Annotated in this window: 17 protein-coding genes and 5 tRNA genes; 11 read left to right on the top strand and 11 right to left on the bottom strand. The window is 54.3% G+C overall.

What is annotated here, in order from left to right:
- Window positions 1-112 precede the first annotated feature (112 nt).
- From HPY30_07620 to HPY30_07610, 3 genes are all read left to right on the top strand, one after another.
- Window positions 113-1051, top strand: coding sequence for an outer membrane lipoprotein-sorting protein (locus HPY30_07620; GenBank protein ID QYZ65865.1), 939 nt, complete (start codon window positions 113-115; stop codon window positions 1049-1051).
- A 144-nt stretch (window positions 1052-1195) separates the two neighbouring features.
- Window positions 1196-3289 carry an RNA polymerase-associated protein rapA gene (locus HPY30_07615; protein ID QYZ65864.1) on the top strand — a complete coding sequence of 698 codons (2094 nt, stop codon included), beginning with the start codon at window positions 1196-1198 and terminating at the stop codon, window positions 3287-3289.
- Window positions 3290-3389: 100 nt separating this feature from the next.
- On the top strand, window positions 3390-6158 hold the full coding sequence (locus tag HPY30_07610) for an MMPL family transporter (protein QYZ65863.1): 2769 nt from the start codon (window positions 3390-3392) through the stop codon (window positions 6156-6158).
- Window positions 6159-6299: 141 nt separating this feature from the next.
- Here HPY30_07610 and HPY30_07605 read toward each other — a convergent pair whose 3' ends face one another.
- The 11 genes from HPY30_07605 to HPY30_07555 all read right to left on the bottom strand — a co-directional run bounded on the left by HPY30_07605 (window position 6300) and on the right by HPY30_07555 (window position 17302).
- Entirely contained in the window at window positions 6300-7142 is an 843-nt protein-coding gene (locus HPY30_07605) for an ABC transporter ATP-binding protein (GenBank protein QYZ67951.1), read from the bottom strand.
- A gap of 5 nt (window positions 7143-7147) precedes the next feature.
- A complete protein-coding gene (locus tag HPY30_07600; GenBank protein QYZ65862.1) occupies window positions 7148-8398 on the bottom strand; it encodes an ABC transporter permease in 1251 nt (416 codons plus the stop codon).
- A complete protein-coding gene (locus HPY30_07595) occupies window positions 8391-9554 on the bottom strand; it encodes an ABC transporter permease (GenBank protein QYZ67950.1) in 1164 nt (387 codons plus the stop codon). Before HPY30_07595 ends, HPY30_07600 begins: the two co-directional genes overlap by 8 nt.
- 87 nt (window positions 9555-9641) lie before the next feature.
- A complete protein-coding gene (locus HPY30_07590) occupies window positions 9642-10385 on the bottom strand; it encodes an outer membrane lipoprotein-sorting protein (protein ID QYZ67949.1) in 744 nt (247 codons plus the stop codon).
- A 260-nt stretch (window positions 10386-10645) separates the two neighbouring features.
- The gene (locus HPY30_07585) at window positions 10646-11998 is read right to left on the bottom strand and encodes an IS1182 family transposase (protein ID QYZ65861.1); all 1353 of its coding nucleotides are present in this window, start codon (window positions 11996-11998) and stop codon (window positions 10646-10648) included.
- A gap of 82 nt (window positions 11999-12080) precedes the next feature.
- Window positions 12081-12665, bottom strand: a complete 585-nt coding sequence (pth, locus tag HPY30_07580) for an aminoacyl-tRNA hydrolase (protein QYZ67948.1) — start codon at window positions 12663-12665, stop codon at window positions 12081-12083.
- A gap of 49 nt (window positions 12666-12714) precedes the next feature.
- Window positions 12715-13350 (bottom strand): 50S ribosomal protein L25/general stress protein Ctc, encoded by a 636-nt coding sequence (locus HPY30_07575; protein ID QYZ65860.1) that lies wholly within the window; start codon window positions 13348-13350, stop codon window positions 12715-12717.
- Window positions 13351-13641: 291 nt separating this feature from the next.
- Window positions 13642-14595 carry a ribose-phosphate diphosphokinase gene (locus tag HPY30_07570; protein QYZ65859.1) on the bottom strand — a complete coding sequence of 318 codons (954 nt, stop codon included), beginning with the start codon at window positions 14593-14595 and terminating at the stop codon, window positions 13642-13644.
- Window positions 14596-14622: 27 nt separating this feature from the next.
- Window positions 14623-14697, bottom strand: a tRNA-Gln gene (locus HPY30_07565).
- A gap of 28 nt (window positions 14698-14725) precedes the next feature.
- A complete protein-coding gene (gene ispE, locus HPY30_07560) occupies window positions 14726-15568 on the bottom strand; it encodes a 4-(cytidine 5'-diphospho)-2-C-methyl-D-erythritol kinase (GenBank protein QYZ67947.1) in 843 nt (280 codons plus the stop codon).
- 6 nt (window positions 15569-15574) lie between these two features.
- Window positions 15575-17302, bottom strand: a complete 1728-nt coding sequence (locus tag HPY30_07555; protein QYZ65858.1) for a tetratricopeptide repeat protein — start codon at window positions 17300-17302, stop codon at window positions 15575-15577.
- A gap of 219 nt (window positions 17303-17521) precedes the next feature.
- Here HPY30_07555 and HPY30_07550 point away from each other — a divergent pair.
- From HPY30_07550 to rplK, 8 genes are all read left to right on the top strand, one after another.
- Window positions 17522-17606, top strand: a tRNA-Tyr gene (locus HPY30_07550).
- A 230-nt stretch (window positions 17607-17836) separates the two neighbouring features.
- Window positions 17837-17910 (top strand) — tRNA-Gly (locus HPY30_07545).
- Window positions 17911-18006: 96 nt separating this feature from the next.
- Window positions 18007-18082, top strand: a tRNA-Thr gene (locus tag HPY30_07540).
- Between the two features lie 70 nt (window positions 18083-18152).
- Entirely contained in the window at window positions 18153-19343 is a 1191-nt protein-coding gene (gene tuf / locus HPY30_07535; protein QYZ65857.1) for an elongation factor Tu, read from the top strand.
- 54 nt (window positions 19344-19397) lie between these two features.
- Window positions 19398-19473: transfer RNA gene (locus HPY30_07530), tRNA-Trp, on the top strand.
- Window positions 19474-19507: 34 nt separating this feature from the next.
- Window positions 19508-19876 carry a preprotein translocase subunit SecE gene (gene secE, locus HPY30_07525; GenBank protein ID QYZ65856.1) on the top strand — a complete coding sequence of 123 codons (369 nt, stop codon included), beginning with the start codon at window positions 19508-19510 and terminating at the stop codon, window positions 19874-19876.
- Window positions 19877-19888: 12 nt separating this feature from the next.
- The gene (gene nusG / locus HPY30_07520; GenBank protein QYZ65855.1) at window positions 19889-20422 is read left to right on the top strand and encodes a transcription termination/antitermination protein NusG; all 534 of its coding nucleotides are present in this window, start codon (window positions 19889-19891) and stop codon (window positions 20420-20422) included.
- A 130-nt stretch (window positions 20423-20552) separates the two neighbouring features.
- Window positions 20553-20987: a 50S ribosomal protein L11 gene (gene rplK / locus HPY30_07515; GenBank protein ID QYZ65854.1), complete on the top strand. Its 435-nt coding sequence runs from the start codon at window positions 20553-20555 to the stop codon at window positions 20985-20987.

Genomic DNA, 20987 nt, shown 5'->3' with positions numbered 1-20987 from the left:
ATTCATGTCTAATGCGGCGTAACGGTATAAATAGCCCTCGATTAGAAGTGGCTAACTCAATAATACTCAGGCGGTTTTCAGTTTGGAGGCCGTCCAACAGGAGGATGCATTAATGCAACTGCGCAAGCTTGTCGCCGCAATCGCGGTCGTTCCGGTACTTTTGTCCGCCGAGGCTTTTGCCGGCGTATCCAAGACTCTCCCCATGCCTACAGGCACACCGGATGCCAACGCCATCGCTGATCAGGTCTACTTCGTCAACCACTTCTATGCGCTGAAGAACTACGGCATCACCAAGAAGGGTAGAACGTTAACCGTGCTGGTCAACAAGTCGAAAGGCAAGAAGCCGACCACCATTGCACTGGAGCGGTATCTGAACAACGATTATGGCGATGGCGCGATTAACGCGATGGATCTGGCGATCTTCCGCTCCGGTAAGTTGAGAGGCACCGGTATGTTGATCACTGACTACACCGATGAAAACAAGAGCCAGGCCTACGCCATCTGGTTGCCTGCGCTGCGCAAGATCCGCCGTTTTGCCGAGCCGGCCCACGATGATGCCTGGGGCGGCACCGACTTCACCTTTGGTGATGTCACCCTGCGCAAGCCGAAGCATGAGAGCCACGAACTGCTGGGGACCGAAACGTTCAATGATTGCTTGGGAGCCATTGCCGATGTGAAGGTCAAGAATCTGAAAAATCCGCCGGATGCCGCTTGCGGGCATAAAGGCAAAGAGGTCTACAAGCTGAAGAGCACTACCAAGAAGCAAAACTGGTGGTACGACCATCGTGTTAGTTACGTCGATACCAAGACCTTTGCCGACTACCGTACCGAATTCTTCAAGGGTGGCGAGAAGATCAAGGTGATCGATCGCAACTGGGTCAGCCTTGGTCAGGATGACCCGCGTGCCCAGTCCTGGGCCTACTGGTACGGCAAGACTTTCGCTTCCGGCCATGAGACTTGGGCGGTGATTCCCGATGAGGTTGTGAAATTCAACCAGAATTGGAAGCAAAGTAAATGGTCGGAGAAGACGCTGCGTAAGATCAAGCGTTAATGACTGAGGCAGAAGCGCCGAAGACGGTGTTTCTGCCACAAATACAAAGACGGGCCGCCCAACAGAGGCGGCCCGCATCAAAAAATTAGTCGGCACACTATGGGGATCCTGCTGCTGGCTACCTGCAAGATTTTGGGAGGAAATATGTATAAGCGCTCCGTGTTCTATCGGTCCATGCTGGCTGCCATGCTGCTGCCTGGTGCCGCACTGGCTGAAGTCGAAGTCAGTGGTTATCTGAAAAATGAAACTGCAGTTTTTTCCAAGTCGGGTCAGCGGACCGGTCAAGCCAAGACCATGCTGGACACCGCAGAACACAATGCCGGCGACCTGTTGAAGTTTGAGAACTCCGCGCGCATCTTCTTCAATGGCGATATTGGTGAAGAGAGTTCATGGCACGGCGAGCTGAACCTGATCTATGACACCGAAGGTGTCGACGACTACAAAGGTCACGAGAACTATACCCAGAACGACTGGTTTCGGGAGCTCTATCTCGATACCACCGCATTTGGCTGGGACTTCCGTCTTGGTAAACAGCAGGTGGTTTGGGGAACAGCAGACGGTATCAAGCTGCTCGATATCATCAACCCCACCGACTATCGTGAGCTCAACCAGAACGCAATGGAAGATGCACGCATACCAATTTGGATGATCAATGCGGAAAAGAATATTGGTGAGAGCGGCAATATCCAGTTCATCGTTTCACAGGTGGAGCAGAACAAGATCCCGGGGTTGAATGCATCCGGTGATCCCGAGCAGCCATTTCTGATGAAAGGCGTTGACTCCATTTCCGGCGGCGTCAATGGTTTTCTTAATGTTACCCCGCGCCTGGCAGCGGTGGCACAGAGCTTCAACAATGCGGCACAAGCCGGCATGTTGACCGGCGGCACCCCGATTCCGAGCGGTCTGGTGGGTTTCGCCGGCTTGAGCGTGGACGGTTTTGCCAGCAACCCCGATCCGATTGGCGCTGGCGCGCCAGGTAGCATTCTGCTCAACCAGATCGCCCAGTTTGGTCTGAGCGATCCGACTGTAGCCATTGATCCCAATGGCAACTTCTGGGTTACCAATGTGACCAGTGTCACCGGATCGGCACCGTCTGATGTGAATTGGAGCGTAACTGAGGCCGCCTCCGCCTTCGAGTATATGGGCAATGCCACTTTCGCCACCTTCAACTCCTTTGCCGGGGCGGGCATGGCCGGCAGCAGCGCCGGTGCAGTCTACGAGCGCGACTATCCGGACACAGCGGATGCCAACTTTGGTACTCGTTATAAGGGCAGTACGGATGGTGGCTTAAACTTCTCCTTCAACTACTTCTATCATTATGACGCCAACCCCTTTGTGGATATGAGCTGGCGTGATGCGGTCACCAAGGAGACTTTGACTGTGCAGCGCGCCCAGTCGATGGACATCGGAGGCGGTGCAATGGCGCCCAACCCGGCAACCGATCTGACTGCGGATCAGATCCCCAACTCTTTTGCACCGGATGGTTCAAATTCGGTATCCATCCTGTTGCATAACGCTGCGGGAGAGTACTATGGTGCGATCGATCCAACCACCTTTGCAGCCAACACCAACACCCATACGGTGGAGATGGTGATGACGGAGAGGCTGAATCGTATCCACAGTCTTGGTGGTTCCCTTGACTATGCACTGGACACCGCAGCGCTTGGTTCCATCGTGTTTCGTGCTGAGGCCCTCTACAACAAGGATGAGATGCAGCCTGTGGTTGACAAGCGCCTGCTGGGTATTGGCGATCTCACCAGTTCGCTGCGCATGCAAGAGGCGGATATGTTCAAGTATGTGCTGGGCGCGGATATCACTGTAGCGACCAACATGCTGGTGAGCGCCCAGTTCATCCAGTTCTGGAACATGGACTTTATCGATGATAGTCGGACCTGTACCACGCAGGCAGGCAACAGCTACGACTGCTCTACTTACACCGGTGAAATGGCCACCATGCACATGAGCAACGGCCTATACAAGGCGCATGAGTTCAAGGAGTTCTATTCGCTCTTCTTCTCCAAGCCCTTCGGTGGTTCCCAGGAGCACCGCTGGAACAACATCGTTATGTTCGAAGAGGACGGCGGCTGGTGGAATCGTTTCGATGTGGAGTACAGCTTCACCGACGAGATCATCGGCGCCTTCGAGTGGAACAACTATTGGGGTGAAGAGAATACGACCTTCGGTCAGTTCGCCGACTCATCAAATGTACAGCTGGGACTCAAGTGGATCTTCGAATAAGTTTCCTATGAGATCTGTATTTTGATCTAAACTAAGGCAGGCAGCGGTAGACACCGCTGTCTGCCTTTTCATTTTTACCCTTCCGGTAGAGGTCTTCGCTATGAGCGATGCTGCAACCAATAACAAATCAAATAATACATTGGCCGAACGTTATGCGGCGTTTGTAGTCCGTCACCGCAAACCGCTGATGTTTCTGTTGTTGATAATGACGGTCATTACTGCATTACAGGTCAAGAATCTGGATATGCGTAACGATCCTGATACGCTGTTACCGCCCAGTAACCGCTATGTCGCCACCAACCTCTATGCGGAGCATAACTACGGCATGGGTAACCTGATGGTTGCCACGCTGCGGATCAAAGAGGGTGATGTCTACCAGGGCTGGTTCGTCAACAAGGTACAGGAGATCCATGAAATACTGGTCTCCCTGGAGACCTCCCGACCCTCCAACTTCATCGATATCGCGGCGAAGAAGATCAAGTTCATGGGCGCGGATGAAAATGGGCTCGTTTTCAAACGGCTGATTCCCACCGAAGGCATCAGCAGTGATCCTGCAACGGCAAAAGAACAGCTCGCCTTTCTTAAAGAGGGTATCGAGACCAACCCTGTAATGGGTCCGATGCTGGTGGGATTTGAAGATGCGGATGGCAATAAATGTGAATTCGAAGATCGTTATACAAAAAACTGTGTCGCCAAATCACTCTATATCATCGGTGACTACACTGATGACGTAAAAGAGATCTACCTGCCCTGGGTGCGTGAAGTACGGGCCATGATGGATGAGCATGGTGCGGATGACCGCTATGAATTGCTGGTAGCGGGTGAACCCTACTTTCTGGCCTGGATGCTTGCGGATCTTGTCAACAAATGGTGGCTCTTCGTCATCTCGTTGGCGATCGTGGTTGCGGCGCTCTGGTTTGAGTTCCGCAACTGGCGCGGGGCGCTTTTTCCGATGCTGGGCGTGGGCGCGACCATCATTTTGACCCTCGGTCTGATGGGTTTTACTGCATTCAAGCTGACGACCATGATGGTGCTGACCCCGATGCTGTTGTTGGCGATCGGAATAGGGCACTCGGTTCAGGTGACCCGCCGATTTATGCAGGAGCAGGCGAAGGGGGTTGGGTGTGAGACCGCCGCCAGAATTTCCATCTCCCACACTATCGTGCCGGCCACGCTCTCAATCGTGACCGATATGGTGGGTTTTGCCACTCTGGCAACGGTGGATATCTCATTCTACAAGGCCTACGCCTATTTCGGCATGTTCGGCATGCTTACCCTGCTGTTCACAACCACTACGTTGATTCCGTTGTTGATGGTCAGCGTTCCCTGTAATACGGCGGAAGCGAGTAGGGAAGAGGCCGAACTTGAAAGGGGGTGGGAGACCAAGGTGGGGAGTTTCATCTCTGGTCTGCTGGCAGGGCCGGGCAAATGGCTGCCGATTGGTTTTGTCGCGGTGATCATAGGTGTGTCGACCTACTATAGCGGTATTCTAAACGGCACTTCCGACGATCTGATGCCTGGTGTGGAGAAGGGTATCAACTACTCCCGGGCTGCGTTCAAGGAGCAGTCGATCACCATTCAGCAGCTGGAACGTCTGAATGAGATTATGCCCGGCGTCATCTCCGTGACCGTGCCGATTCGCGGCAAGGAGCCGGTGGCGGAATCCTGTGTCGACGAACCCTTTCCCGAAGAACTCTTCGATATCGAGGATATGGGCGAACGCCTGGTACAGTGCGACAAGTACAAGGAAAAACTTGGGTGTTGGGACCCTGATCCCTGCGGGGCACAGGGTATCTTCAACCAGGCTGATGTGCTGGCGGATATCGAGGCGATGGAAGAGTGGATGCGCGCCCATGAGTTTATCGGTTTCACCGGCTCCTACGCGCAGTACATTCGTCTCGTCAACATGCTGTTGACCGCAGAGCCGGGTACCAAGCCGGACATCAAGGACCTCTACATCCCGACCTCCGCCAAACTTCGTTCTATCGACCCGGAAGATGATCGTAGCGGTGACGATATCGTGCAGCTGTTCAATGGCTTGCTGGAGACCATGACCGACGATGGCGATATGGACTCTTTCGTCACCCGGGATTGGAACGACGGGGTGGTGATGGGGTTTGTCAACACCATGGATCCGAAAGAGACCCATAAGGTCACCATGGACATTCAGCAGTATATCGAGGAACACAAGAATGATCCCGGTTTCAGTAAGGTCAATTTTGGTCTGCGCTCGGGCCCGGTAGATGACCTGTCGAGTGATACCAATGAGCTGTCTGTTGAGGGTCCCGATTACATCAGGCCTGCGGTTGGCGGTTTCCTTGGCGCGACCGAAGCAACCCGGGAAGTGGCGGTTGCCAACTGGCTATCCGGTCCCATGCTGACGGCGGCGGCAATCTTCGTCATTGCGGCACTGATATTCCGTTCGGTGACGGTTTCGGTAATCCTGGTCGTGTTGCTGTTCATCACCCTGTATGCCCAGTACGGTCTTGGAGGCTACTTCACCAGTGTGAAGAACTGGTCCGGTAATCTCGCCTTCCATCTGCAAGTTGCTTTGAGTATCGCGATGGGACTGGGTATCGATTACGGTATCTATATGATCTCAAGGCTTCGTGAGGAGATGCAGGCCACTGCCGGGGACTGGACAAAGTCTCTGGAGAACACCCTGAACACGACCGGATCTGCGGTTATTATCTCCGTGCTGGTATTGCTGGGCTGTTTCATTCCGTTGCTGAATACCGATCTGGCAAACACCTGGGGATTGGGTGTCTACATCAGTGAGGCGCTTCTGATCGACGTGGTGACGGCGCTGTTGCTGCTACCGCTGATGGTGAAGTGGCTCAAACCGAAGTTTGTGTTTGGGGATAATTAGCCATTGAACAGATGACTCTCGATCCGCTGTAGGCTTGATTAAGCGCAGCGGATCGGGTGTTTGCGTATTGCAGACTGCAAGTGAAAGCCGGCCCGATTCAGGGCCGGCTTTTTTGTTTCCGTGTATGCGCCATCGGTTTTTTTATGAACGGCGTGGCGTCGGTCCCTTTTTGTCTGTTTTTGAAGGCCCTTTGCGCTTGTTGCGCAGGAACTGCCGTACTTTTTCGGCCAAGGGCAGATTCTTTATGGGACAGGCCTTACTGATTGGCGGTGGGGTAGGGGGGATCTTTTCCCAATTGCGCACCACCTGACCATCGGCGAGTTTGATGAGACGGCTGGCAGCATTTTTGACATCGGGGTCATGGGATGAGATCAGAAAGGTGGTGCCGAATTTATCGTTGAGCTGCTGTAGCAGGCACATCAGTCGCTGACCTGTCAGTGTATCGAGGTTTGCAGTGGGCTCGTCAGCCAGCACGATCTTTGGATTGGTTGCCAATGCCCTGGCTACGGCGACTCGCTGCTGTTGGCCGCCGGAGAGCTGGTCAGGTCTGCGGTAACCGAGATGTCCCATATCCACTTCATTCAGCCAGTGATCTGCGATCCCTTCACTCTCTTTTTTATCCATTCCCTGTAGTTGGCAGACATAGGCGATGTTCTCTCTGGCACTTAGCACCCTGATCAGGTTGTATGATTGAAAAACAAAACCGATATTATGCAGTCGAAAGAGGGTGCGCTCGGTGTGATTCATGCCGAGAATATTTTCGCCATTGACGATGACTTCGCCGTTATCGGCAGATTCAAGTGCGCCAATGACGTTCAGCAACGTGCTTTTTCCGGAGCCCGAGCGGCCGGCGAGAACAGCAAACTCTCCCCTGTCTATTGAAAGGTTGGCGCCGTTGAGCGCAGGGAAAGGCATGCTGCCGACCCAATAGCATTTATGCAGCTTCTTGACGGTGATGATAGCTGAACTGTTATCTGGCTGAATCATGGTCAGAAGGTTCGCAGGGATTGGCTGATTTCAATTTTTGTTGCCCTCCAGGCCGGATAGAGACCAGCGATCAGGGCAGCGACCAAGGTGGTGCCGAGTATCCGTGTGGCTGAATCAAGGGTCAGCAGCGGCAGTATGACAGGATCCATGTAGAAGAACTTGAAGGCATTGGCGAAGTAGGAGAGATCAATGCCGCCATCGGAAAGGTGCAAAACAAGTAGTCCACCCACCCCGTAGCCCAAGGCACCGCCGAGCAGGATCAGCATCACGGCTTCAATCAGCAGCATAAAGAATATCTGCGACTTTCGGGTGCCGATTGCGATCATTATGCCAAGCTCTTTCTGTCGCTCATGCAGGGAGATCAACATGGTATTAAGGATCTCGGTGAGTACCAGTGCCACGACAACAAGTATGATGATAAGGCCATAGGCATCGCTGAATTCCAGCCATTGGCGAACCATCGGGTCGAGATCCTGCCAGGCGAGAATTTCATAACCATCACCGCGGAGTTCCTGATTGAAGTGATGCTGAAGGCCGGCAGTGTTTTCATGGCTGCTGGCTCTTATGACGATGTCGGTGACGGATTCTCCCATCTCGAACCAGGCCTGCGCGGCATTCAGGGGTATCAGTGCCAGCGTACGGTCAATCTGAGGTGCGCCGGTCTCGAGAATACCGCGCAGAAAAAAAATCTCGGAGACCATCTCGCCGTTGGGGCGTTGCGCCATGAGCACGATCCTGTCGCCGATCTCAGCGCCTATGTTCTGGGCGACAGTTATACCAAGCAGGAGGTCGTGGGAAGTGCCGGGATTGAGCCAGCGGCCCTGTTTAAGCCCCCGGTGCATATGTGTTACCCAAGTCTCCTGTTCAGGGTCGGTGGCCATGATCTGGACGCCGGCACTGCTGCCTCCAAGAGAGACCAGCCCGGAGGTGCGAATGCGCTGTGTCCAGCCCTGGATCTCCGGGGAGTCCTGGAGCAGCAGGATTATCTTTCCGGGCGCTTTGATATGGTCATTGAGGTTCTGTGAAGACTCGAATCCGCTGGCATGTATCTGCACATGCCCGGTGAAACTGAGAATAAAGTTGTCCCTCATCTGCTCCAGCCAGCCATCATTGAGGGCACTGAGCAGGGTCAGTGTGGCGATACCGAAAATCATGGTTGCCAGTGTGATGCCGGTACGGCGCGGGTTCCGTAGCAGGTTTCGCAAGGCCAGTGAGAGATAGGCTGTCAGTGAGAGGCGCTTGGCATTAGACATTTCGCATCGCCTCAACCGGTTGCAGGCGACTGGCCTTCCAGGCTGGATAGAGACCGGCAATGATCGAGGCGATCAGGATTGCCCCCACAGTAGTGCCCAGATGGTCGAGATTGAGATGAGGATAGACCAGTGAGTCGACGTAAAACCGTGAGGTGGAACCCAACAGAATGGATAGATCGATACCGGTTGAGTGCGTCACGAGAACGATGCCGGTACCAAAGACAATTCCTAAAAGTGTACCGGCAAGACCAATAAACAAGGCTTCAAATACAAGCATTAAGCCTATTTCATACCGCTCGGTTCCAATGGCCATAAAGATGCCGAATTCACGGGTGCGTTCCAGCATCGAGAGCAGCATTGTATTGAGTTCGCCGGCTAAAACGATGAAGAGTACGACAGCGAGAAAAAGGTAGAGAAAGCCGTCGTGCAGTATGATCCACTCATTCATGACGGGAAACATGGTGCTCCATGGCATGACCTCGACATTCTCATCCGACAGCGCAAAAATCAATTCATCCGTCAGTTGTTGAATCCTCTCTTCCGGGGTGCGCAGCACTATATCAGTCACTCCGTCAGGCATATCGAGCATCTCCTGCAGGGATTTGATATTGGTCAGGGCCATGCCCCGATCCAGCCCCATCTCGCCGCTGGTGATGATGCCGACCAGTGTGAACTCTTCGGCCACAAGTGCGCCAAAACGATCATAACCAATCATCACGACAGGGTCGCCGAGACCAAGTTTGAGGTTGCGGGCGGTTGTGGCTCCGAGGATGCAGGCGTACGCATCGTCTTCCCGCAGGAAACGCCCGATGGAGATGCGTTTCTCAAGATCGGTGATGGCAGGCGCTCTGTCTGCTTCCATGCCGATCAGCATGACGCCTTCAGTGGTTTCATCGGAGGCGGCCAGGGCGAAGGCTTCGAGACGTCGGCTCCAACGCTTGACGCCAGCCTGTTCAACAGTCGTGATGATCTTGTCGGGGTTTCTAAGATGGCGGGAGAGTTCCGGTCGTTCGAAAAAACCCTCGTGATGGATCTGGATGCTGCCGATGATTGCGTCCTGAAAGTTCTGCAGCATGTTGCGGTGCAAGCCGTCATTGAAACTCCAGAGGAAGATCAATGCACTGAGTCCTACCGCGATGGCGCCAACCGTGAGCATGGTGCGGCGCAGATGTCCCAGAAGGTTGCGAAGTGCAACGGCGTAGATGACCGGTTTTATCACAGGGTCTCCGTATTGTGATTGTTTCTACTGTGTGTCCGCCTGTGTTTTCTTTTTCTTCATTGGCTCAAACAGATCAGGATTGAAGTTTGCATCGAATTTGACGGATTTGACGGTAATTGTCGTTTTTTTACCTTGTTTCTTTAGTGGTTCCATTACCAGGCGGGTGGGGATAACCCGTCCGTCCATCTCTTTGGGGGCTTCAAACAGCAGGCGGCGCCCGGGAACCTTGTCTTTGCAGATGTACCTGATTTCCAGCGGCATACCATCGCCGCGAATGCGCTGTACGAGCATATGCCAGGAGACAGTGGCATCTTCGTTAGGAAAGGATTCTATGGTGATAATTGCCTCCGGCCCCTCCCCTTCGCGCCGTGCAATCAGGTGAGTGTAGTCGCTGATCAATGAATCTGCCTCCAGAAGATCCTGATTGTTAAAGTCAGAACCCATCCAGGCGTCGTGCATCATGGCAGGAGAGATGGCGATCTGGCGCCGCAGTTTCGGCAGGTACATGGAGAGTTTATTGTCGACTTTCAGAAACACGGTCCCTCTGGTCTTGCGTGGCGAAAGAATCTCCATGCGAAAGCGGTTGTTCTCATAGTCGTCGTGACTGAGAAATTCCAGGGTGCGTTTCCAGTCGGGGCGAACTATATCCACTTGATATGTGACTTCCGTGGCCTTCGAGCGCATCAGGGATTCGCTCTTTTGCAAAAGGGCAACGGCCTCCGGGTTGCTCTCTGTGGCAGATGCAGAGTGGCATAGAATCACCAGCATCAGAAGCCCCGCGATGCGGAAGAGTAGTTTTTTCATCGATTTCCACCTTATAAGCAGCACAGCTGCCAGCCATCCCTTGATTATAAGAGATTGGTAATATAAGTCTAGTTTATTGGCCTAGGAGTCTGTCGGGTTTGATCCATTGAGCCAGGGATATTTTCCGGCCCACCGTGTTTTTCCCATAATCGCTGCCTCTGTAGGAATATAAGCCCTATGTAGGGCAGTGAATTATGAAAGACTGACCTATCCTTGTCGATATCTCAGCCTGCCAGCGCATGCATCCGCTTCAGGTTCCATGCCGTACATACCAGATTCCATTCACCTTGCGCTGAATCACTCCCTCGAAGGTGAAATTGCCGAAATCCCATTACTTCTTTGATAATGCCGAAGACGGTCTCAACTGTCGATTTCCGTGTGGCATACACGGCCTTGCCTTCCGGTGTACTGAGTCGATGCCTCATTCGGGTTAACATATCGGCATCTTCCGGGCAGGGCGGCACCTGTTTCAGCCGCTCTTCCAGCGGCAGGTTGTGCTGTTCGCGGCTATCGGAGAGGTAGGGGGTGATCTCCTGTGCTTCACAACGATTGACATTCTCTTCACTGAAGTAACCCGTATCCGCCAACAGACCTTGTGGTTTTCCCAGCTGCTCTTCTGCTGCCTTCAGTTGTGCAAGTGCAGGTTCTATTTCCTGTTTGTCATTGGGTTGCTGGGTAATATGGTTCTCCACGATCAGGTGGGTACCGGTATCAACTGCCGCTTGGGCGTTATAGGCCTGAACAAACCCTTCCGATGAGGGCATGATGCGTGACTCCTCATCCGTGAAATTGACTTGGTCTTTTTCCTGTGGACCTTCTTCTGGCGGCTTTGGCACTCTACCTCTGGCCTTCTTCCCTGTCTTTTCCTCTCGTTCCTTACGCCGCTTCACCTTCTCTTCGTATTCCGCCCGTTCTTTTTCAAAGCGCTCACGCGCTCTTCGTTCGATCTCTTTCTTAGCCTTGGCTATCGCAGCAAGCCGGTCCTCACGACGTTTGAGTTCCTCTGGAATATCCAGTTCCGGCTCTTCTTCTGCATCGGCCTGTTCGGCCTTTTTCAGCAACAGCTCGACTTCACGATGAAGCTGCTCTTCAAGCTTGTTGGCATACCCCCAACTCATCGCCTTGTGTTTGCTGGCATTGGCCTTGACCTTTGTCCCATCCAAACTCACATTGCCTATCTTCAAAAGACTCATCGCCTTGGCTATCACTAATATCTGGACAAAGAATCCCTTCAACTCCTTGAGAAAGCGTTTGCGAAAGGTGGCGATGGTGTCATGGTCTGGATGGCTGTCTGCCGTAATGAACCGGAAGGCCACGGAGTCGTAGGTGGCTTGCTCCAACTTTCGGCTGGAGAATACGCCGGTTGCGTAACCGTAGAACAGCAGTGAAAGCAAAATGGCTGGATGGTAGGGCGCTTTTCCTCCGCCACCGTATTGAGATTCCAGCTCTTTCAGATCCAGCTGTTCTACGATGTCCACGATAAATCGCGCCAAATGGTTCTCTGGTAGCCAGTCCTGTAATGAGGGCGGCAACAGATAGGGGGTGTCTCGATTAATCGTGCGGAATTTATCTGACATACTGACTTCGGTTCGTTATTCTTTGGCTTACAGTATTTTATCAAATGGGACTGGTTAAATCCGACAGACTCCTAGAGGGATTTTATCGACTGGAATGGAGCCGGTTCATCGCTTTTTGCAGTTCGCCATTCAGGATATCCGTAAGGCAGTCGGCCGCCTGGTCGAGGCTGTCGTCGATGGCATCCCTGTCAGCTTTTGAAGGCCGGCCCAGAACATAGTTGACCACTTCACGCCGATCGTTGGGGTGATCGATGCCGATGCGCAGGCGATGGAAGTCTTTGCTGCCGATGGCGCTCATGATATCCCGAAGTCCATTGTGTCCAGCGTGTCCCCCTCCCGTTTTGAGACGAATCTTGCCCGCAGGCAGGTCGAGTTCGTCGTGGGCGACCAGGATCTCCTGGGGCTGGATCTTGAAATAGTTAGCGAGACTGGAGACAGCCTGACCACTGCGATTCATGAAGGTTGTCGGTTTTAAGAGTCGGCAGTCGTGGCCGTTGACGTTGATTCGGCATGCCATGCAATGGTGCCGGGATTCGGATTTTAGCGGGGTGTTATGACGTTGAACCAGCAGGTCGACGAACCAGAAGCCAGTGTTGTGCCTGGTTCCTTCATAGTCACTGCCTGGGTTGCCGAGTCCGACGATGAGCTTGATGGGTTGAGATGACATGGGTGAGATGTTACGGGACAGGCCGTCGCCTGTCCCGTTGGTGCAATGTTTACTCAGGAGGTGGAATCTCGCCAACTGTCTCTTCAGCGCCATCTTCCTCGTCTTCGTCCTCACCAGTGTGACCGGTGTGTACCATTGCCACCAGCGAGTCTTCTCCGCCGGTGTGGGTGAGTTCAACGCCGTCAGGCAGTTGCAGGTCTGAGAGATGAACACTGTCGCCGATATCCATGTCAGCCATATCTACCTCGATGAACTCCGGCAGATCCTTGGGCAGGCAGATGATTTCCACGTCGGAGAGGCTGTGGGAGACGTTGCCGCCCATCTTCATTCCGGGCGAGGTCTCTTCGTTGAGGAAGTGCAACGGTGCGTGCATGCGGAGCTTCTCATTCATATCAACGCGCTGAAAATCGACATGTGTGATGAACGGCTTGGCCGGATGGCGCTGCAGATCCTTGATAACGACCTGTTCACTCTTTCCGTCCAGTTTCAGGTCCAGAATATGTGAGTAGAAGGCCTCATTTTCGAGGGCATGTGCAAGTTCATTGTGTACCATGGTGATCATGGACGGCTCTTTATCGGCACCATAGATGATGCCGGGAACCGCACCCTGGAGACGCAGGCGGCGGCTCGCACCTTTCCCTGCATCAGTCCGTGATTGCGCATTGATTTCAAAACTGACAGGCATGTCAATCTCCTAAATAATTAATCGATTGGGTGATTCCGGACTCTTGCGACCAGAGGCTGGAAATAACACGCCGACTGGCGGCGAGCGCGCGATTCTAACAGGAAATGGGTGAAAGGCAAAGGTGACAGGTGACAGGTCGAGTTTACAAAATTATTGTTAAATAGGGTTTGACGCGTTTCCGGGTCGACGCAAACTTCGGAAACCGGAAACCGGAAACCGGAAACCGGAAACCGGAAACCGGAAACCGGAAACCGGAAACCGGAAACCGGAAACCGGAAACCGGAAACCTCGTCAGTCAATAAACAACGAACTAACCGACTCCTCTGCGCTGATGCGGCGCATGGTCTCCGCCAGTAGTTCAGCAATGCTGACTTGGCGAATCTTTTGGCAGCCTCTGGCCGCGGGTGACAGAGGGATGGTGTTGGTAACGACCAACTCATCCAGCACTGAATTGTTGATGTTATCAACCGCGGGGCCGGAGAGTACCGGGTGGGTGCAGTAAGCCACGACCCTGGCTGCGCCATGTTCCTTCAGGGCGCTTGCCGCCTGGCAGAGGGTGCCTGCAGTGTCCACCAGGTCGTCGATCAGCACACAGCTGCGGTCCTCAACCTCGCCGATGATGTTCATTACCTTGGCCTCATTGGGACGGGGGCGGCGTTTGTCGATGATCGCGAGGTCGGCATCATCGAGCCGTTTGGCCAGGGCACGAGCCCGTACCACGCCGCCGACATCTGGAGAGACAACGATCAGGTTTGGGAGTTTCTGGCGCCAGACGTCGCCAAGCAACAGGGGCGAGGCGTAGACATTGTCGACCGGGATGTCGAAGAAACCCTGAATCTGGTCGGCATGCAGATCGATGGTTAAAACCCGGTCGGCGCCAGCGGTGGCGATCATCTTGGCGGCCAGTCGTGCGGTGATCGGCACACGGGCGGAGCGGGGGCGGCGATCCTGACGCGCATAGCCAAAATAGGGGGTGACGGCGGTGATGCGCTTGGCAGAGGAGAGGCGCACGGCATCGATCATCACCAGCAGTTCCATCAGGTTTTCATTGGTCGGCGCCGAAGTGGGCTGAACGATGAAGACATCGTGGCCGCGGACGTTTTCCTGTATTTCGGCCATGACCTCACCGTCACTGAAGCGACCAATCTGGGCCTTGCCCAAAGGGATGTTGAGATGGGAGACGATTTCGCTGGTAAGTTCCGGGTTTGAATTACCGGAAAATACGGTTATGGCAGTGACGGGCACGGAGGCATCCCCTTGGTTGACGGAAAATGGCTGGGGTACCAGGATTCGAACCTGGGAGTGACGGGATCAAAACCCGCTGCCTTACCGCTTGGCTATACCCCAATAATTCTTTATGCCACTCAACAGCTCGTTAAACGACCCGTGTCAGCAGCGGTGATCGGTTGATTCCGCGCGCCACAAAACCCACAAAGTCAGCGGGCAGGCGATTAAGAATCGCCTCTGCTGTTGATGCATCCGAAAATGCGGCAAATACACAGGCGCCGGAACCGGTCATCTGCGCCGGAGCAAACTGATCCAGCCAATCAAGTGCTGCTGCGACTTTATTATAACGTCGGCGCACCACGGATAGGCAGTCGTTTCTCCTGTCGCCCTCCAGAAAGTCGCGTATTCTGATGCGGGGGGAGTTGCGTGTCAAATCAGGTGCTGAGAATGTTTCTGCGGTGGAGACGTGGCAGTCCGGCGCAAGGACAAGGTACCAGGGCTGGGGAAGATCCAGATCAGTGAGTGTCTCACCGATGCCTTCCGCCCAGGCAGCCCGTCCGTGGATGAAGATTGGTACGTCGGCTCCCAAGGCGAGGCCAAGCTTTGCCAGCGTTGCATTGTCCAGTCCCGTCTCCCAGATTTGGTTGAGTGCTACAAGCGTGGTGGCGGCATCGGAACTGCCACCGCCCAAGCCGCCACCCATTGGCAGGCGCTTGTCGATAGAGATGGTGACGCCCTGTATGGGCTTTGTGCGCTGTTTCAGCAGGTTTGCTGCGCGTACCGTGAGGTCGGTTTCCGCAGCGACGCCAGGTAGTGGTGTGGCGAGAACGATGCGGCCATCACTGCGTGGCTGGAAGTGGAGTTCATCCTGCAGGTCGAGAAACTGAAAAACTGTCTGTATTTCGTGGTAGCCATCGGGGCGGCGCCCAACGATGCGCAACGTCAGATTCAATTTGGCGGGGGCGGGCCATGCAGTGCTTTCAGGCACGATGCTGGCTTAATTGCCGGAGAGTCGCTGTTTGGTGGGGCCGATATATCGATTCTTCGGTTCCCGCTTCATTGCTGCGTCCCAAACCGCACGGGCCTCCTGCTTTCTCCCCATCATCCAGAGAACCTCACCAAGGTGGGCGGCGATCTCGGCATCCGGTTCTTTATCGGCGGCTTGTTGCAGAAATTTCAGCGCCTGCTCCAGATTGCCGAGCCGGTACTCGACCCAGCCCATGCTGTCGAGGATGGCGACATTGCCGGGTTTCAGGTCGAGTGCTCTCTGGATATAGGCCTGGGCCTCCTGCAGGCGATCAGTCTGGTCGGCCAGGGTATAACCCAAGGCATTGAGAGAGTCGGCGTGATCCGGATTGTCTTTCAATATGCGTTTCAGGTCTGCTTCAAGGATGTCGATCCGGCCGATATCGGCACCGTTCAGGGCGCGGGCATAGCGCAAATCGATGTTGTCCGGGAATTTCTGCAGGGCAGAATCATAGATCTCCATCGCGATTTTGTATTCACCGGCATCGCGCATGAGATTGGCTTCAACGAGAAAGAGTTTGAGGGCGTTTGTGGGTGTGGATGAGCGCAATTGCTGCAATATTTCACGGGCGCCGTTCAGGTTGTCCAGAGAGACCAGAATGCCCGCCATGCGGATGCGTGCCTCAGCCCGTTCTTTGCCGTCGACCTTTTCATACCATTCGAAGGCCTTTTGAGGGTGTTTGTCGAGCTCTTCGATCTGTCCCAGATGCAGGGTGGACTGACTCCCCATTTTTCCCATCGACAGCAGGTGCTGAAAAAAGCCTCTCGCAGCTTTGAGTTCTTTGCGCTGAATGGAGAGCACTCCGAGCGCGTAGACGATATCGGCGTTATCGGGTTCCAGTTTGTAGAGTTTGCTGAACTCGTCGTGTGCATCGTCAAGCCGATGCAGATCCACCAGTGTGCGGGCGTATGTGATGCGGAGTTGAATATCTTTGGGTGATTGAAGGGCGGCCTTGGCAAGAACCTCAATGCTCTCATCCTTGCGGTCCTGTAACATCAATGAGCGACTTAGCAGTAACAGGCCTTTTGTCCAGTCCGGCCGGGTTTGAAGCGCGCGGTGAAGGTAGTCTTCAGCAACGGCATGTTCCTTGGCGTGGCTGGCGCTCAGAGCGAGGGCGTATAGTGCATCCGGATCAGACGTATCCTGAGGAATGACCAATTGCATCAGTTGCAGGGCGTTGTCTTTACTGGTGGATTTCTCAGCGATTGCGGCGGCCTGAATATAACCGGATTGGCCTGCCTGATTGGCGATCGCTGCAACCTTACTCAAATGCAAGACTGACGCCTGCCGGTTTTTAGCGCGAATATAGAGGATGGCGGCAATCTGATGGGCCTTAAGGGATTCTGGATCGATCTCAATCCAGAAGTTTACGCTCTGCAGCGCCTTATCTGTCTGATGGCTAAGCAGGGCAAGTCTCGTGGCGCGTTCAGCGGCGGCAGGCGCCCGGCTGATGTGGGCGGCATTGGAGGCGTGCTCATAGGCAGTGTCGTGCTGGCCGCGCTGGGCCGCGACTTCTGCTGCAAGGATGTCGTAGATAATGTCCGACATGCGGCCATCCAGCGGGGCTGCCGGGTTTGGTGTCGGCGTCTTTGGTGGGGTCGTGATGGCGGTTTGTGGATCTGTTGTCGGTATCCCGGTACAGCCGGTTATGATGAGAAACGAGGTGGCTGCAAAGGCAGCAAAGGTCTGATTTTTCATTTGGATCTGCTGTGGCTGTCGGTTTTTCCCTGTGGGGTAGTTAAAAGGTAATCAGGCCTGCCTGCAAGTCCGGTCGTTTGAATTGGATGAATCGAAGGGTTTTGAGAGAGCGTTGACTTGTGTCTGTGTATAATTCGCGACGCCCTGCGCCGGGTGATTTTGTTTGGTCTTTGTGTTGACTTTGTGTTTCCAAGGCGGCAGAATGCCCGGCTCGCGCTTGGAGGGGTTCCCGAGTGGCCAAAGGGATCAGACTGTAAATCTGACGGCTCAGCCTTCGGAGGTTCGAATCCTCCCCCCTCCACCAGATGTTATTGCGATGTGGGTGGAATTTGGTTTATATCGCGATGAGGCTCCTTACCCTGAAAAGGGGAGGATGAGGACCGAAAAAGGTTCGACAAATTCGTCGGGAACGAATTTGAACGGCCGCAGGCCGACCCTGGTGGGGTGGAGGGCAGGATGCCCGGAATCATCCTCCCCCCTCCACCAGATTTTGAAGTTGTAGCGGTTTTGGTGAACGAAGCGTCGCTTGGCTGCGCGGGTGTAGTTCAATGGTAGAACTTCAGCCTTCCAAGCTGAATACGTGGGTTCGATTCCCATCACCCGCTCCAATATAGTTGGGGGTCACATAACTCGGTGGTCGCCACGACGGCAGTGCCGCCGTTTAATTATGTTGTACCCCCGGCGGGACGGCAATAGAGAGTTTTGCCCAGATAGCTCAGTTGGTAGAGCACACCCTTGGTAAGGGTGAGGTCGGCAGTTCAAATCTGCTTCTGGGCTCCAGTTTGTCAAGGCGTGCGTAAGCGCGCGAATTTATCTTTGAAATAGTTAGAGAGACCTGGAGAGAAAACCAATGTCTAAGGAAAAATTCGAACGCACAAAACCGCACGTCAATGTGGGAACCATTGGTCACGTTGATCACGGCAAGACCACTTTGACGGCAGCGATCACGCTGGTGCAGGCAAAGAAGTTCGGCGGCGAGCAGAAGGCCTTCGATCAGATCGACAATGCTCCGGAAGAGCGTGAGCGTGGTATCACCATCGCCACCTCCCACGTCGAGTATGAGACTGAGAATCGTCACTACGCACACGTTGACTGCCCCGGACATGCTGACTACGTAAAGAACATGATCACCGGTGCGGCGCAGATGGACGGCGCAATCCTGGTGGTATCCGCGGCAGACGGCCCCATGCCTCAGACGCGTGAGCACATCCTGCTCTCCCGTCAGGTAGGCGTGCCCTACATCATCGTCTACATGAACAAAGCGGACATGGTGGACGACGAAGAGCTGCTGGAACTGGTTGAGATGGAGATTCGTGAGCTGCTCGACAGCTACGACTTCCCTGGCGACGACACGCCCGTAATCATCGGTTCCGCGCTGAAGGCGCTGGAAGGTGACGATTCTGATATCGGTGCCGGCTCCATTGCCAAGCTGGTTGAGGCCCTGGACACCTACATTCCTGAGCCGGTGCGTGCGGTAGACGGTGCCTTCCTGATGCCGATCGAGGATGTCTTCTCGATCTCCGGTCGCGGTACTGTGGTAACCGGTCGAGTAGAGCGCGGCGTGGTCAAGGTGGGTGAAGAGATCGAGATCGTCGGAATCAAAGAGACCGCGAAGACCACCTGTACCGGTGTCGAGATGTTCCGCAAGCTGCTGGATCAGGGCGAAGCGGGCGACAACGTGGGTGTGCTGCTGCGCGGCACCAAGCGTGAAGAGGTTGAGCGTGGACAGGTGCTGGCGCATCCGGGATCGATTACCCCGCACACTCACTTCGAGTGCGAAGTCTATGTATTGAGCAAGGACGAAGGTGGACGTCACACCCCGTTCTTTGCAAACTATCGTCCGCAGTTCTACTTTAGAACGACCGACGTGACCGGTGCTTGCGATCTGCCTGAGGGCGTAGAGATGGTAATGCCGGGGGATAACGTAAAAATGACGGTAAAACTGATTGCGCCGATTGCGATGGAAGAAGGCCTGCGATTTGCTATCCGTGAGGGTGGCCGTACCGTAGGTGCCGGCGTTGTATCCAAAGTCATCGAGTAATCGATGTATTGTTGTGCAGGGCCGGTTTGACCGGCCCTGTTGTTAAGCGTTTCTAGGCCAGTGGCTCAATTGGTAGAGCAGCGGTCTCCAAAACCGCAGGTTGGGGGTTCGAGTCCCTCCTGGCCTGCCATTTTCAATCTGGCGCATCCAGGCAATTTGAACCTATGAACGCGAAGTCACAAGTCGAAGTCTCCAGCATGGATACGGTGAAGCTGCTAGCTGCAGTTGTGCTTATCGTTGCTGCCATTCTCGGCTTTTACTATTTCGATGACTATTCCCAGTTGCTACGGGTGCTGGGATTGTTGTTTGTTATCGGTGTCGCGACTTTTGTCGCTTATCAAACAGTGGTTGGTCGTACTGTCTGGCAATTTGCGTCAGACGCCAAGATCGAAGTGCGAAAGGTGGTCTGGCCGAGTCGACAGGAGACGGTGCAGACAACTTTGATCGTCTTCGTGATGGTCTTGATTATGGGCATCGTACTCTGGCTGTTTGATATGATGTTGGGTGCGGTTTTGCGCGCGCTGACAGGATAAGAGGCGGGTTATATGTCCATGCGTTGGTATGTAGTACACGCCTATTCCGGCTTCGAGGCACGTGTGCAGGCTTCACTGGCGGAGCGCATTGAGCGTTTTGGCATGGAAGACAAGTTCGGTGAGGTTTTGGTGCCTACCGAAGAGGTCGTTGAGATGCGCGCCGGTCAACAGAGGAAGAGTGAGCGTAAGTTCTTCCCTGGTTACGTCCTGGTACAGATGGAAATGACCGACGAGACCTGGCATCTGGTAAAGGATTGTCCCAAAGTGCTGGGTTTCATCGGTGGCACCGGCGATCGTCCTGCGCCAATCACCGACAAAGAGGCTGATGCCATTCTGCAGCGTGTGCAGGAAGGCGTGGAGAAGCCGCGTCCAAAGGTTCTGTTCGAGCCCGGCGAAGTGGTGCGTGTCGTCGACGGGCCATTCAACGATTTCAGTGGCGTGGTCGAGGAAGTCGACTACGAGAAGAGTCGTCTGAAAGTTTCCGTCCTGATCTTCGGTCGTTCCACCCCGGTGGATCTGGAGTTCGGGCAGGTAGAGAAGGGATAAAAGTAAGGGCCGAGGAATCAGGGCCGAGGTCCGGGGCCCGAGGTAAGAAATCTTTCGCCTCGGCCCTATTTGTTTTAAGGGGAGTTCGGGTAACCAGTCCCAAACGTTTGCACCCACAGTGAGGTAAATCATGGCTAAGAAGATCGAGGCTTTTATCAAGCTTCAGGTTCCCGCAGGGGAAGCGAACCCGAGTCCGCCGGTTGGTCCCGCCCTGGGACAACATGGTGTGAACATCATGGAGTTCTGCAAGGCGTTCAACGCCAAGACCCAGAGCATGGAGAAGGGGATGCCCATCCCTGTGGTGATCACGGTCTATGCGGATCGTTCCTTCACCTTTATCACCAAAACACCGCCGGCATCCGTGTTGCTGAAAAAGGCAGCGGGCTTGAGCAAAGGCAGTCCCACTCCGAATACCGTCAAGGTGGGTACGGTGACCCGTGCGCAGCTTGAAGAGATAGCCACCACCAAAATGGCCGATCTGACTGCGGCGGATATGGATGCGGCAGTACGGACCATCGCCGGTAGTGCCCGTCAGATGGGTCTCGATGTAGAAGGGGTGGAGTAA

The organism is Gammaproteobacteria bacterium (ex Lamellibrachia satsuma), from assembly GCA_019623805.1.
Classification (GTDB): domain Bacteria; phylum Pseudomonadota; class Gammaproteobacteria; order Chromatiales; family Chromatiaceae; genus QGON01.
Note: the sequence above shows the minus strand (reverse complement) of the source record. Positions and strands in the feature narration are given on the sequence as shown.

Excerpts from the sequence above, each read along its gene's own strand:
- HPY30_07620 (QYZ65865.1), top strand. The coding sequence starts at position 113 with ATGCAACTGCGCAAGCTTGTCGCCGCAATCGCGGTCGTTCCGGTACTT.
- HPY30_07615 (QYZ65864.1), top strand. The coding sequence starts at position 1,196 with ATGTATAAGCGCTCCGTGTTCTATCGGTCCATGCTGGCTGCCATGCTG.
- HPY30_07610 (QYZ65863.1), top strand. The coding sequence starts at position 3,390 with ATGAGCGATGCTGCAACCAATAACAAATCAAATAATACATTGGCCGAA.
- HPY30_07600 (QYZ65862.1), bottom strand. The coding sequence starts at position 8,398 with ATGTCTAATGCCAAGCGCCTCTCACTGACAGCCTATCTCTCACTGGCC.
- HPY30_07595 (QYZ67950.1), bottom strand. The coding sequence starts at position 9,554 with ATGCTCACGGTTGGCGCCATCGCGGTAGGACTCAGTGCATTGATCTTC.
- HPY30_07590 (QYZ67949.1), bottom strand. The coding sequence starts at position 10,385 with ATGCTGGTGATTCTATGCCACTCTGCATCTGCCACAGAGAGCAACCCG.
- HPY30_07585 (QYZ65861.1), bottom strand. The coding sequence starts at position 11,998 with ATGTCAGATAAATTCCGCACGATTAATCGAGACACCCCCTATCTGTTG.
- pth (QYZ67948.1), bottom strand. The coding sequence starts at position 12,665 with ATGTCATCTCAACCCATCAAGCTCATCGTCGGACTCGGCAACCCAGGC.
- HPY30_07575 (QYZ65860.1), bottom strand. The coding sequence starts at position 13,350 with ATGCCTGTCAGTTTTGAAATCAATGCGCAATCACGGACTGATGCAGGG.
- HPY30_07555 (QYZ65858.1), bottom strand. The coding sequence starts at position 17,302 with ATGAAAAATCAGACCTTTGCTGCCTTTGCAGCCACCTCGTTTCTCATC.
- tuf (QYZ65857.1), top strand. The coding sequence starts at position 18,153 with ATGTCTAAGGAAAAATTCGAACGCACAAAACCGCACGTCAATGTGGGA.
- secE (QYZ65856.1), top strand. The coding sequence starts at position 19,508 with ATGAACGCGAAGTCACAAGTCGAAGTCTCCAGCATGGATACGGTGAAG.
- nusG (QYZ65855.1), top strand. The coding sequence starts at position 19,889 with ATGTCCATGCGTTGGTATGTAGTACACGCCTATTCCGGCTTCGAGGCA.
- rplK (QYZ65854.1), top strand. The coding sequence starts at position 20,553 with ATGGCTAAGAAGATCGAGGCTTTTATCAAGCTTCAGGTTCCCGCAGGG.